The organism is Bacillus sp. CZDM1, assembly GCF_055502545.1.
In genome coordinates this window covers 1-13,390 of the sequence record NZ_JBUESO010000021.1, presented here as the reverse complement: position 1 = coordinate 13,390, position 13,390 = coordinate 1, and the positions used below count along the sequence as shown (strand labels likewise).

The 13,390-nt window shown below is 39.9% G+C and carries 14 protein-coding genes; 12 read left to right on the top strand and 2 right to left on the bottom strand.

Annotation, left to right across the window (positions count from 1 at the left end; genetic code table 11):
* The first annotated feature begins 4 nt into the window (after positions 1 to 4).
* Together gatA and gatB are read left to right on the top strand one after the other, a co-directional pair.
* Complete coding sequence (gene gatA / locus ACY3XC_RS26595) at positions 5 to 1,462, top strand: Asp-tRNA(Asn)/Glu-tRNA(Gln) amidotransferase subunit GatA (protein ID WP_464871244.1); 1,458 nt, start codon at positions 5 to 7, stop codon at positions 1,460 to 1,462.
* 12 nt (positions 1,463 to 1,474) lie between these two features.
* Positions 1,475 to 2,902, top strand: a complete 1,428-nt coding sequence (gatB, locus tag ACY3XC_RS26590) for an Asp-tRNA(Asn)/Glu-tRNA(Gln) amidotransferase subunit GatB (RefSeq protein ID WP_464871243.1) — start codon at positions 1,475 to 1,477, stop codon at positions 2,900 to 2,902.
* Between the two features lie 530 nt (positions 2,903 to 3,432).
* Here the strand turns inward: gatB and putP are convergent.
* Positions 3,433 to 4,911 (bottom strand): sodium/proline symporter PutP, encoded by a 1,479-nt coding sequence (gene putP, locus ACY3XC_RS26585; protein WP_464871242.1) that lies wholly within the window; start codon positions 4,909 to 4,911, stop codon positions 3,433 to 3,435.
* A 204-nt stretch (positions 4,912 to 5,115) separates the two neighbouring features.
* Between putP and ACY3XC_RS26580 the strand changes: the two genes are divergently transcribed.
* Positions 5,116 to 5,667, top strand: coding sequence for a thioredoxin family protein (locus tag ACY3XC_RS26580; RefSeq protein WP_464871282.1), 552 nt, complete (start codon positions 5,116 to 5,118; stop codon positions 5,665 to 5,667).
* Positions 5,668 to 5,701: 34 nt separating this feature from the next.
* On the opposite strand, the gene plsY is transcribed toward ACY3XC_RS26580, so the two are convergent.
* Complete coding sequence (gene plsY, locus ACY3XC_RS26575) at positions 5,702 to 6,328, bottom strand: glycerol-3-phosphate 1-O-acyltransferase PlsY (RefSeq protein ID WP_464871241.1); 627 nt, start codon at positions 6,326 to 6,328, stop codon at positions 5,702 to 5,704.
* 97 nt (positions 6,329 to 6,425) lie between these two features.
* Here plsY and ACY3XC_RS26570 point away from each other — a divergent pair, with 97 nt between their 5' ends.
* From ACY3XC_RS26570 to ACY3XC_RS26530, 9 genes are all read left to right on the top strand, one after another.
* A complete protein-coding gene (locus tag ACY3XC_RS26570) occupies positions 6,426 to 6,572 on the top strand; it encodes a hypothetical protein (protein WP_464871240.1) in 147 nt (48 codons plus the stop codon).
* Between the two features lie 90 nt (positions 6,573 to 6,662).
* Positions 6,663 to 7,196 (top strand): RNA polymerase sigma factor, encoded by a 534-nt coding sequence (locus ACY3XC_RS26565; RefSeq protein ID WP_464871239.1) that lies wholly within the window; start codon positions 6,663 to 6,665, stop codon positions 7,194 to 7,196.
* Positions 7,193 to 7,675, top strand: a complete 483-nt coding sequence (locus ACY3XC_RS26560; protein WP_464871237.1) for an anti-sigma factor family protein — start codon at positions 7,193 to 7,195, stop codon at positions 7,673 to 7,675. Before ACY3XC_RS26565 ends, ACY3XC_RS26560 begins: the two co-directional genes overlap by 4 nt.
* Entirely contained in the window at positions 7,672 to 8,748 is a 1,077-nt protein-coding gene (locus ACY3XC_RS26555; RefSeq protein ID WP_464871236.1) for a hypothetical protein, read from the top strand. Before ACY3XC_RS26560 ends, ACY3XC_RS26555 begins: the two co-directional genes overlap by 4 nt.
* The gene (locus ACY3XC_RS26550) at positions 8,745 to 8,837 is read left to right on the top strand and encodes an LPXTG cell wall anchor domain-containing protein (protein ID WP_464871235.1); all 93 of its coding nucleotides are present in this window, start codon (positions 8,745 to 8,747) and stop codon (positions 8,835 to 8,837) included. The genes ACY3XC_RS26555 and ACY3XC_RS26550 overlap by 4 nt, the downstream gene beginning before the upstream one ends.
* Complete coding sequence (locus tag ACY3XC_RS26545; RefSeq protein WP_464871234.1) at positions 8,834 to 9,748, top strand: hypothetical protein; 915 nt, start codon at positions 8,834 to 8,836, stop codon at positions 9,746 to 9,748. The genes ACY3XC_RS26550 and ACY3XC_RS26545 overlap by 4 nt, the downstream gene beginning before the upstream one ends.
* A 178-nt stretch (positions 9,749 to 9,926) precedes the next feature.
* A complete protein-coding gene (locus ACY3XC_RS26540) occupies positions 9,927 to 10,868 on the top strand; it encodes a diacylglycerol kinase (protein ID WP_464871233.1) in 942 nt (313 codons plus the stop codon).
* 102 nt (positions 10,869 to 10,970) lie between these two features.
* Entirely contained in the window at positions 10,971 to 11,522 is a 552-nt protein-coding gene (locus tag ACY3XC_RS26535; RefSeq protein WP_464871232.1) for a cysteine hydrolase family protein, read from the top strand.
* Between the two features lie 58 nt (positions 11,523 to 11,580).
* The gene (locus ACY3XC_RS26530; RefSeq protein ID WP_464871231.1) at positions 11,581 to 13,047 is read left to right on the top strand and encodes a nicotinate phosphoribosyltransferase; all 1,467 of its coding nucleotides are present in this window, start codon (positions 11,581 to 11,583) and stop codon (positions 13,045 to 13,047) included.
* The last annotated feature ends 343 nt before the right edge of the window (positions 13,048 to 13,390 follow it).

Here is a 13,390-nt window from a genome sequence, read left to right as displayed (position 1 = left end):
ATAAGTGAGTTTATTTGATTATAAAGTTTCAGATCTTCATGAACTTTTACATAAAAAGGAATTAAAGGTCACTGATCTTGTTGAAGAATCGTATAAAAGAATTGCTCAGGTTGATGACAAGGTACAAGCATTTCTAACGTTAGATGAGGAAAAGGCAAGACAAACGGCAAACTCACTAGATGAGAAGCTTACTGCCAACTCCGCAAATAACTTGTTATTTGGGATGCCGATTGGCATAAAGGACAATATTGTCACAAAAGGACTCCGGACAACCTGTGCTAGTAAGATACTAGAAAACTTTAATCCCATCTATGATGCTACGGTTATTCAAAAGCTGCAGCAGCAGGAAACCGTAACGATTGGAAAGTTAAATATGGATGAGTTTGCGATGGGATCCTCAAACGAAAATTCCCATTATCAAAAGACCCGTAATCCATGGGACTTAGAGAGAGTACCAGGCGGTTCATCAGGCGGCTCAGCGGCCTCTGTTGCCGCAGGCGAAGTACTATTTTCATTAGGTTCAGATACAGGGGGATCTATTCGTCAGCCGGCGGCTTTTTGCGGAGTAGTAGGGTTAAAGCCAACATATGGCCGTGTGTCACGATTCGGGTTGGTAGCATTTGCATCATCCCTTGACCAAATTGGACCGATTACAAGAACAGTTGAAGATAATGCTTATCTTTTACAAGCGATATCCGGTCTAGATCCAATGGACTCGACCTCAGCGAATGTGGATGTACCGAATTTCGTCTCTGCATTAACTGGAGATGTTAAAGGGTTAAAAATCGCCGTACCTAAAGAGTATCTTGGCGAGGGCGTAAATGAAACAGTCCGTCAGTCTGTATTAGATGCTTTAAAGGTGCTTGAAAAACAGGGGGCAGTGTGGGAAGAGGTTTCCCTGCCGTATTCTAAATATGCTTTAGCGGCCTATTATTTGCTTTCTTCTTCAGAAGCTTCTGCCAATCTAGCTCGCTTTGATGGCGTTCGATATGGCTATAGGACTCCGAATGCTGATAACTTACTCGATTTATATAAGAAGTCTAGATCTGAAGGCTTTGGTGACGAGGTTAAACGCAGAATCATGCTCGGTACCTTTGCATTAAGTTCTGGTTATTACGATGCTTATTACAAAAAAGCACAACAGGTTCGAACGTTAATTAAGAAAGACTTTGAAGATGTATTTGAAAAATATGATTGTCTAGTTGGTCCAACCACACCAACTCCAGCGTTTAAAATTGGTGAAAATATTGATGACCCATTAACAATGTACGCAAATGATATTCTAACGATTCCCGTTAATCTTGCAGGAGTGCCGGGGATTTCCGTTCCGTGTGGATTTGATAATGGATTGCCGCTTGGCTTGCAAATTATCGGCAAGCACTTTGATGAAGCGACCATTTATCGCGTAGCACATGCATTTGAACAGGCAACAGATTTTCATAAACAGAAGCCAGGATTATAGGGGGTGAAGACGATGGAATTTGAAACGGTGATTGGACTTGAAGTGCATGTAGAGTTAAAGACAGATTCGAAAATCTTTTCGGCCAGCCCAAACCATTTTGGGTCCGAGCCAAATACGAATACAAGTGTGATTGACCTTGGTTATCCAGGAGTGCTGCCGGTCCTTAACAAAAAGGCAGTGGAATTCGGAATGAAGGCAGCAATGGCCTTGAATTGCCAGGTAGCTACTCACACGAAATTTGATCGGAAGAACTATTTTTATCCAGATAATCCGAAGGCCTATCAGATTTCTCAATTTGATAAGCCAATCGGGGAGCATGGCTGGATTGATATTGAGGTAAACGGCTACACAAAACGGATTGGAATTACAAGGATTCATTTAGAAGAAGACGCAGGGAAACTGAGTCACGGGAATGGCTATTCATTAGTGGATTATAATCGCCAGGGAACTCCGCTTGTGGAAATCGTTTCTGAACCAGATATCCGTACTCCAGATGAGGCGTATGCCTATCTTGAAAAACTAAAATCCATCATCCAATATACAGGTGTTTCTGACTGTAAGATGGAAGAAGGATCCTTACGTTGTGACGCCAATATTTCAATTCGCCCAGTTGGACAAGAAGAGTTTGGTACGAAGACAGAATTAAAGAACTTAAACTCTTTTAACTTCGTCCGTAAAGGTCTAGAATTTGAGGAAAAGCGTCAGCGTGAGGTTGTCACTAGCGGAGGGACAATTGATCAAGAGACTCGTCGATTTGATGAAGCCACAGGAGCTACCTTACTGATGCGTGTAAAAGAAGGATCGGACGATTACCGATACTTCCCAGAACCAGACTTACTTGATATCTATATTGATGAGGAATGGAAAGCACGAATTGCTGCTGAAATTCCTGAACTTCCAGACCAGCGGCAAAATCGTTATATAAATGAACTCGGATTACCTGTTTATGATGCCAAGGTGTTAACAGTAACAAAAGAAATGGCTGATTTCTTTGAAGGAGCTGTGGCAGCAGGTGCAGAGGCGAAATTGGCTTCGAACTGGATCATGGGAGATGTATCTGCTTACTTGAATGCTGAGGGGAAAGAACTTCACCAAATAGCTTTAACACCTGAAGGCTTAGCTAGTATGATTAAGCTTATCGAGAACGGAACCATTTCTTCCAAAATCGCAAAGACTGTTTTCAAAGAGTTGATTGATAATGGCGGCGATGCTGAGAAAATCGTTAAGGAAAAAGGGCTTGTACAAATTTCAGATGAAGGAACACTGTTGAAAATCATTTCAGAGGTCCTCGACGGTAATCCACAATCGGTAGAAGACTTTAAGAATGGAAAAAATAAGGCAGTTGGTTTCCTCGTTGGGCAGCTAATGAAGGCGACAAAGGGGCAGGCAAACCCACAAATAGTAAACAAATTATTAAATCAGGAATTAAGCAAACGATAAAATAAGAAGCTGGCAGATATTATTCTGCCAGCTTTTTTGTCGAAAAAATCCCGACATATTTTTTTGAAGTTTTCCCGGGAAAACCCATTACCCATAGGGACTTGAATAAAACTAATCAAACGTTTAATTAGACGACATAATTCATCCCTTTTTTTATGGAAAGCTTTTAATAATTTGGCTTGAAGTATAATTTAATCAAACGTTTGATTAGTCTTGGCGCTGGGGATTATTGTCGAGTGGTTACCTGTTGGCAGCCAATAATGATAATGGACTGGATTCCAATCGATAAATCGACAATCATTTTAAATCAATTTAGGCAAAAGGCCTTTCGTTGAAGGGTTTTACCGCTATTTAATCAAATGATTAGTTACATGACAGGATTCTACCCTTTTTTTATAAAAAAACCTATAATATCAGGGGTTGAATCAAAACTAATCAAACGTTTGATTAACAAGAAAAGGAGGGAATTGTCGATCGGTCAGATTGAAAAAAATACCCGGATATTGATATCCAGGTATTTCTAAAAGTTTCTATTCCTTTGTTAATAAGCGGACACTTTCATCAAACTCTTTTTCAATCACATCATTTTTCTTATAGGTAACGAAGCTTACGATAACAGCGACGATTAGGTTAAGGACAAAACCCGGAACAATCTCGTAAAGTGTGTCGCCAAGACCAACATTTTTCCAAACAATAACGGTGACAGCACCCACGATCATTCCAAAAAGTGCTCCCCAATTGGTCATCTTTTTCCAGAATAGACTTAAGAGGATAACCGGACCGAAGGCAGCTCCAAACCCTGCCCATGCGTAGGCAACAAGGTCTAATATCGTACTGTTTTGCTTGAAAGCTAAAGCAGACGCAACGACAGCGACAAGAAGGACAGCCATTCTCCCTAAGAAAACAAGATGTTTATCCTTTGCTTCTTTATTCATTACCACTTTGTATAAATCTTCAACCAATGCACTGGATGTTACGATTAATTGAGAAGAAATCGTACTCATAATGGCCGCAAGAATCGCAGCCAGTGCGAAACCAGCAAATAGCGGGTGGAATAATATCTGACTCAATTCTATAAATACGGCTTCAGGGTTTTCTAGTACATGTTGAGGATTCTTCTCAAAAAAAGCAATCCCAATTAATCCTGTGAAAATTGTCCCGATAAGGGTTATAATCATCCAGCCCATACCAATTCTGCGGGCGCTCTTTGTTTCTTTAATCGTCTTAATCGCCATAAAGCGGACAATGATGTGAGGCTGACCAAAATAGCCGAGTCCCCATGCCATTGCAGAAACAATTCCTAAAAAGGTTGTTCCTTTTAACATATCAAGTTTAGTTGGGTCGATAGCGCGAATCGTTTCAAACGTTTCTGCAGGACCACCCGTACTGAAAATTCCAATAGCCGGAACAAGCAGTAGTGCTACCAGCATCATTAGTCCTTGAATAAAGTCTGTATAACTTACGGCTAAGAATCCTCCGAATAATGTGTATGCCACTACAACGCCGCCAACGATATAAAGTCCGGTATGGTAACTCGTACCAAAGGAACTCTCAAAAAAGACCGCTCCAGAAACCATCCCAGAAGAAACATAGAAAGTAAAGAAAATAAGGATAACAATACCAGATACAATTCGGAGCAATTTCGTATTGTCTTTAAAACGGTTTTCTAGATAGCTTGGAATCGTAATGGAATCATTGGCAACCTGTGTATAAGAGCGTAGTCGCGGTGCAACCAATAACCAGTTGAGATAAGCGCCAATTGTTAAACCAATCGCAATCCAGGCATCAGCTAAACCGGTTACATAAATTCCTCCAGGTAAGCCCATTAACAGCCAGCCGCTCATATCCGCAGCCCCAGCACTTAAAGCGGTTACAGCAGGTCCCAAAGACCTTCCCCCAAGCATGTAATCCGTTAGATTGCTAGTTTTTCGATAAGAATACCAACCGATAAAAAGCATCATGGCAATGTAAATTCCAATCGATACTAGCTGAAGTGTTTCATTGGACATAGATTTTCCCCCTATTGTAGAAAAAAATTAAAATAATATTATCTATATATAAAATATTCTATCAACTAAAGAATACTTTTTCCATTGTTAATTTATTACTTTCTTAAAATAGGAAAATATAATAGTAGGAAAGGGATAATCCATATGTTTGTACGGAAGGATTGAAAGGATTATGATAATAGTATGTTGAAGGGAGTGTTAATGTTGGAATTAAATTCTTGGTTTCAAAAGGGATTAACAAAAGATCAGTACATTAATACAATGACACGGAACAAAGAAGAAATGCTTTCCATTTATGAACGCTTTGAGTTAGGGGAAGAGGACAAACGAAAACTTGAAGCAGTCCAATCAAAAAAATTAAGAGCTATTGTTCTAACAGAGGATTGGTGCGGTGACGCAATGCTTAACAACCCAGTATTATTAAGATTAGCAGAAGCGGCTGGCATGGAAGTTCGATTTGTTCTACGAGATCAAAACCTTGAGTTAATGGACCAATATTTAACGAATGGTACATCTAGAGCGATTCCGATATTTATTTTCATTGACCAAGAAGGAAATGAAGTTGGAGTTTGGGGACCTCGTGCACCTGAAATCCAGGCTCTTGTAGAAAAGGGACGTGCTGAATTGCCTGATAAGGAAGCTCCGGATTTCCAAGAAAAGCAAATGACATTATATAAGAGTCTTGGGACATCTTATCAGAATGATTCATCCATTTGGCAAACCGTTGCCAACAGCATCATGACAGCCTTTTTATAAAAATAAATCCCTGGCGTGTTCAGCCAGGGATTTTTTACATTTTTAAACCGTTATTCTTAGGTGGAATTCGGTCGTTAATTAGATTCTTGTCATTTATTTTGGGTTCAATTCCAAGAATAAGGTTGCGTATATTAGAACGGTGAAGATATATCAAAAATAAAGTGAAAAATAAAAAGATAAGTTCATATTTAATTTCTGGTGAAAAATAAGAATAAATAAGCAGGCTAAGTCCTACAGAGATGGAGCCGAAAAATACGTATTTAGTTAAAAATATTACCAAGAAGAACGTTGCATAAGCAATTAAAGCCAATGGAAAATTTACTACTGCTAACGTTCCAGCAGTTGTAGCGATGGCTTTTCCACCGCGAAAACCGGCAAAAACAGGATAGCAATGTCCTACTACTGCCATCAGACCAAAGTAAAGAGGTTCAACACCAAGGCCGAAGTATAAAGGAAGGTAAGCAGCGAGTGCCCCTTTACCAATATCGACGAGTACCACGAAAATGGCAGACCCTTTTCCAAGAACCCTTAACGTGTTGGTGGCACCAGGATTTTTGCTTCCATGGTCGCGGATATCAACCCCATAGACCAGCTTGCCCACAATCAGTGCAGTCGGAATGCTTCCAATCAAATAGGAGGAAAGGAGCAGCAACCAGAGCATATCATCATTCCTTTGTCAGAGTATCTTTTTTAACAATAGCATTTTACCATAAATCAATGGTATCATTTTAATAATTCCTGAAATAGGAAATTTTAAAATGGCGACCGATATGGAACATATAAATCTTGGCCAAGTTGCTAAAATTTATGCGAAAGCAAGAGAAGATATTCCTATATACCTAGGACGTGCGACTAAATCGCGCGTTTTTTTTGTGCTACTATTTTATTATGTAAAAGAAAAATAATTTTTTAAAAGTGTAGGGGTTTGTAACAATCATCTCGTCTATTAAGGTGAAGGTCGCAAAAGAAAGGGGGAGAGAGCGATTAGTGATTCAGTGTTAATACAAAAAGTAATGGACGGCAGTGATCATGCCTTTCGCCTTTTGGTTGAGAAATACCGCAATGATGTGTTCCGGACCGTCTTTGCTGTTCTTCGTGATCAAAAGGAAGCGGAAGATGCCGCTCAAGAAGTATTTATGAAAATATATAACTCTCTCTCCCAATACGAAAGTCAAGGCTTTAAGACTTGGATGACCAGAATAGCCGTAAATCATGCAATCGATATAAAGAGAAAGCAAGCACGAAGGAAAGAAGAAGTGATGGAGGCTTTGGAGCAGCAGGCACTAGGCACTCCAAAGGATGCTGTTGAGAAGGAACTAATCGTTAATGAAAGGCAAAGGCTCGTAAGAAAAAGACTTGATGAGCTTCCTGAGAATTATCGAGATGTCATATATGGTTTTTATATAGCTGAAAAAAGCTATCAGCAATTGGCCGAAGAACAAGATGTACAAGTGAAAACAATTGAAACGAAGCTGTACCGTGCGCGTATTTGGATGAAAAAGAATTGGAAGGAGGACGATTTTTCATGATGCATTTTAGTTATGATGAGTGGTTGAATTACGTGAAAGATGAAATAAATGAAAAGACCCGTGAGGAATTTGAAAGTCACTTATATACATGCGACCAATGTCTGGAGCTTTATTTACAAGCAGTATCTGTCCATGAATCATCACTTCCAATCCTTTCGAATGAGTCCAGCTTTACAGACTTGGTGATGGCAGATATATCGAAACAAAAGGCAGCCGATAAAAAACCTGCGGCACCAAAACAAACGGTAAAGGCTAAAAAGCCATTTTATCAACAGGCGGTGTTTCATTATTTATTAGCCGCAGCAGCTACTTTATTGCTTACCTTTTCAGGTGTGTTTCAGTCGCTGGCTACGTATGCAAGTGCTGTAGAAGCACCACAGAATATGAAGGAAAAAAAGCCTTCGGTGACAGAAGGCGTTATTGATAAAACTTTTGCATGGATGGATTCTTTGGAGAAAAAGGAGGCAAATAAAAAATGAAAAGTTCAACTAAGGCGTTAACACTATCTCTCTTTCCAGGCCTCGGTCATATTTATTTCGGCAATATGTTTCGGGGAGTTTTCTATTTATTGTCTGTAGTTAGTTTAGCGTTCTGTACGGTGATCTGGTTGATGAATTACAATGGGGAAATTGCAGTACTGTTCTTTATGATAGGTATCTTTATCTACTTGGTTAGTTTTATTGATATGGGGGTTCAAATCTCTAAACAAAAGAAAGTTTTACAAGTAGCGAACCCGGATGAACCCCAATCACAGTCCGCTCAGGAATCAGAACGATTCTATACGATTGTGCTGTCGTTTGTCCCAGGCTTAGGCCATTTTCAACTAGGACTGATGAATCGTGGACTTACCTTGTTAGCAACATTTTTAGGACTTGGTGTTATGGTGATTTTCATAACGGCTCTTAGTAGTCGCTCAGAGTTTCTCGTTTTCTTAGCAGGGTTGCCGATTATCTGGGTGTACGGCTTTTTCGACTCAGTTCAGCAATTGAACAAAAGGCAGCGTGGTGAGGAGCTTATTGATCGAACTATTTTTGAAGACTTTGAAACACGCAGAGAAGATGGAAAGAAGAGCAAATCCATTGCCACTTTCCTTTCCATTTTCCCTGGTGCAGGTCACTTGTATCTTGGCTTACAAAAACGTGGAATTCAATTAATGGCAGCCTTTCTATTTTCAATCTACATCTTAGATATTTTACGACTTGGAATTTTCTTGTTCTTGATTCCAATTATCTGGTTTTATAGCTTTTTTGATGCCATGCAAAAGGTATCTAAATACGGAGAGGAAGAAATTGACGATATTCCGATTATTTCTTACTTAATTAATCATCAGAAGTGGGTTGGAATTGGATTAGTGGTTATGGGGATTTACTACCTATTCATGAATGTGGTGATTCCTGTCTTCTCTCCAATGATATCGAATATCATCCAAATTGATTTAATGTTTTGGATACAACGATATTTTCAAACGGGTCTCGTCTGTGTGCTGTTAATTGGCGGGGGTATAAAGCTGTTATCCGGAAGCAAGCAAAAAAGGGAGGAAGGGAAATCATGAAAAAATGGAAGCATACACTAACAGGAGTTCTTTTGATCGGAGCTGGAATTGGTTTTCTTTTTAGAAAAAGAAAGGAGGAACAGGCATGAGAACATGGCGTGTTGGTACGTTTTCGATGGGGGCCTCGCTTGTTTTCCTTGGCCTCATCTTATTTCTCTCGTATTTTCTAGGTTTTGATTTGGTCCATGTGATGACGGCATGGTGGCCGATATTATTAATTGTCCTTGGAATTGAAATTCTCCTCTACTTATTTTTCTCGCGGCAGGAGAAGCCAGTGTTAAAATATGATTTTTTAAGTATTGTCTTTGTTGGTTTGTTAGGAACGGTAGGAATTATGTTTGCGATGCTTAGCGCAACAGGAATCATGGAGAAAGTAGAAGATGTCGTTGCGAGGGAAGAACGATCTTTTGAGCTGCCTGACTTTTCCTATCAAATGGATGATAGTATCAAACGCGTTGTCTTAAGAACGGTAGGCTACCAAACAACGATTGAAGCAACCGATGAGCAAGAGGTCTCTATGTTTGGAACTTACCGGATTCAGACACCGAAAAAGGAAAAGCTCATAGCAAGTGCAAATGACTATGTGTATGCGAATAAAAAGGGAGATACACTTTATATAAATGTTAAGACACTTCCTAATGAATTGGGGCCATTTAATAGCCACCAGGAAATGGCCGCCACCATTCTAATTCCAAAGGGTGTGAAGCTTGAGGTAATAGGTAACGGAAATGAAATAATGTTAAACCCGCGGTCACTTGAAAATGACTGGAGTATTAATGGAGCTGGATCAATAGATGTAAAGGTTGAAGAAGATAGCAATTTGAACATTGCAGCAGTTGGTGTAGGTGAAGTCAATGGTAAAGATGGAGCGTGGAAGGTAACCGAAAAGGTGGATCCTAATGTGGAAGGTGTAGAAAGAAACGCTGTATACCAGTCAGGGGAAGGTAAATATCATATTAATATCACGAATACTTATAATGTTAGTTTAAATACGAATTAATTCACATCTTATTTTTTGCAAAAAAATAAAAAAAGGTTATGATAGGAGACGGCAGCAATATGGATAGAATAAGATATATTGCTTGGGTTAATAATTGTAAGCCAAAGGGTAAATTGGTAGAATATAGGATGGACCCATCATATGCCATTATTGATTTCAAAGAAATAGGATGATGAAAATGAAACGAGCACGATTAATATATAATCCCACTTCAGGACGAGAAATTCTAAAGCGACATCTAGCGGAGATTCTGGAGAAGCTTGAAGCTGCCGGTTATGAAGCTTCTTGCCATGCGACAACGGGTGCAGGTGATGCAACGGCTGCTGCTAGGATAGCGGTTGAACGCCAATACGATGTTGTGATTGCTGCAGGTGGCGATGGTACCATAAATGAAGTGGTCAATGGCCTTGCAGAGCAGGAGTACAGACCAAAGCTGGGGATTATTCCAGCGGGTACAACGAATGATTTTGCCAGGGCTTTGCACATTCCAAGAGACATTGGGGCAGCGGTTGATATTATCACCAGAGGCGAACGGATTCCTGTGGATATTGGTCGAATCAATGACAGGTATTTTATTAATATTGCTGGCGGCGGCAGGATCACGGAGCTTACATATGAAGTTCCAAGTAAATTAAAAACCATGCTGGGGCAGCTTGCCTACTATTTAAAAGGGATGGAAATGCTCCCTTCCATTAAGCCCTCGGATGTTAGTATTGAGTACGATGGAAAGCTTTTTGAAGGGGAAGCAATGCTATTCCTTGTGGGGCTGACGAATTCAATCGGCGGCTTCGAAAAGATTGCGCCAGATTCATCAATCAACGATGGTTTATTTTCATTGTTGATACTGAAAAAAATTAATTTGGCAGAATTTGTTCGAGTCGCAACTTTAGCAATTCGCGGTGAGCATGTAAATGATCCAAATGTCATTTATGCGAAAGCGAGTCGGATTAAAGTTCATTCTACTGAAAAGGTACAATTGAATCTTGATGGTGAATTCGGTGGATTGCTTCCCGCTGAGTTCGCAAACTTGTACAGGCATTTGGAAGTATTTGTACCGCTCGATGACATTCGTCCGCTCGATAAACCTACTGATTGGGTGCCGGGAACAAGGTACAGTTGACAAAAGTTCGTTCCACTATGGAGCGGGCTTTTTAGTTTAGAGGAATAAATGATTTCAGCACAGAAATATTATAGGATATAAAAGTGAAGGGGAGGCAGCGTAATGGAAAAGAAGGCATTCATTAATATTGATTATACATATGATTTTGTTGCAGATGCGGGGGCGTTAACCTGTGGTGAACCAGGGCAGGCAATTGAAGAGAAGGTTGTTCAATTAACACGTGAGTTTATTGATAACGGTGATTTTGTTGTTTTTGCAATCGATGTTCATGATGAAGGGGATTCCTTGCATCCAGAAACAAAACTATTTCCACCGCATAATATTCGTGGGACGGCGGGAAGAGATTTGTTTGGTCAACTGCAAACACTTTTTGAAGAGAAAAAAGAGCGAGAAAATGTATATTACATGGATAAAACACGGTACTCCGCTTTCGCAGGCACCGACCTTGAAATCAAGCTGCGGGAACGAGGAATTACGGAGGTACATCTAGTTGGAGTTTGCACGGATATTTGTGTTCTTCATACTGCTGTAGACGCATACAATAAAGGCTTTAAGATCGTGATTTATAAAGAAGCCGTTGCGTCCTTTAATCTAAAAGGCCATGAATGGGCATTAGGGCACTTTGAACAATCACTTGGAGCGCTGGTTAAATAGTTTTTATAATGGTAAAATTATTTAATATGTTGAAAAAGTAGTGGTTCGGAGGGTTAGAATGAAAAACATTTATCAGGATGATAGCTTAGCATTGCATACTGATCTATACCAGATCAATATGGTAGAAACGTATTGGAGAGACGGCAGATATAATAAACGCGCAGTTTTCGAATTGTTTTTCCGTAAGCTCCCTTTTGGGAATGGATATGCGGTGTTTGCTGGTTTGGAAAAAGTCATTCAGTTTATCCAGGGCTTCCGCTTTTCAGAGGATGATTTGGAGTATCTAAAAAACGAAGTCGGCTACCAGGATGACTTTTTAGACTACTTAAAGGGCTTGCGCTTTACAGGTACGATTCGCTGTATGAAAGAAGGCGAGCTTGTTTTTGGAAATGAGCCAATTTTAAGCGTCGATGCTCCGCTTTGTGAAGCACAGTTGATTGAAACGGCACTTTTGAACATCATTAATTATCAAACATTAATCGCAACGAAGGCTTCACGTATTAAGCAGGTGCTTGGAAGTGAAATTGCAATGGAGTTCGGTACTCGCCGGGCTCAGGAAATGGACGCGGCCATTTGGGGTACGCGAGCCGCTTACCTAGCCGGTTTTGATGGAACAAGTAATGTTCGGGCGGGTAAATTATTTCAAATCCCTGTTTCGGGTACACATGCTCACTCGATGGTTCAAGCCTATAAGGACGAATATATCGCATTCAAGAAATATGCTGAATCTCATAAGGATTGTGTCTTTTTGGTTGATACATATGATACGTTAAGATTGGGTGTTCCGAATGCAATTAAAGTCGCCAAGGAGATGGGTGATTCTATTAATTTCATAGGAATCCGTTTAGACAGCGGGGACTTAGCCTATCTTTCAAAGGAAGCACGAAAATTGCTTGATGAGGCAGGGTTTAAGGACGCAAAAATCTTTGCTTCCAGTGATTTGGACGAGTATACGATCCTGAACTTAAGAGCACAGGGCGCGAAAATCGATAGCTGGGGAATTGGGACTAAACTGATTACGGCCTACGAACAAGCAGCACTTGGGGCAGTTTACAAAATTGTTTCGATTGAAGGCGAAAACGGTAAAATGGAAGATACAATAAAAATCTCTTCCAATCCGGTGAAAGTAACGACTCCGGGGATTAAGAAAATTTTCCGTATTATCAATAATAAGAATAACCATGCAGAAGGGGACTACATTGCGCTCGAGGATGAGAAATTGCCGGAGAAGCGCCTGAGAATGTTCCACCCAACGCATACCTATATGAACAAGATCGTGACAAACTTTACCGCAAAAGAGCTTCATGAAGTGATTTTCTCTAAAGGTGAGCTTGTCTATGAAATGCCATGTCTGGAAGAATCGCGTGAATATGTAAAGCAAAATCTTGCTGCCCTCTGGGATGAGTATAAACGTACGATGAATCCAGAGGAATATCCAGTTGACCTTAGTCAAAAATGCTGGGATAACAAGATGAGAAATATTGAAGAAGTAAAAGAGAAAGTGGCTGAAATGAAGGCTGAATAGTATTTAAAAAAAGTAAAACTCGCCGCAGTGATGATTGGCGAGTTTTTTTATTAGGAATACAAAAAACCTTACTTTCTTGTGATACGGGTCACCGTAATGTAACAGAATGAGGTTTTCATTGATTTTTGAGATAAAGCTCATTCCCTTTTAATTAGAATGTTTTGTCCTTAATCGAGTAACCCGCAAAGGGTAAAATAAGCGGAGGTTTTCCACTAGCATTGCAAAAATATCCACAAGGGTATACAAATATTACTTTATATGGATTCTAAGTATAATTTTTCCATACTGATTTCTTGACTCTGAGCCAAAAAGTCAAGGGGTTTGTAATCGAACCCAGTTATCC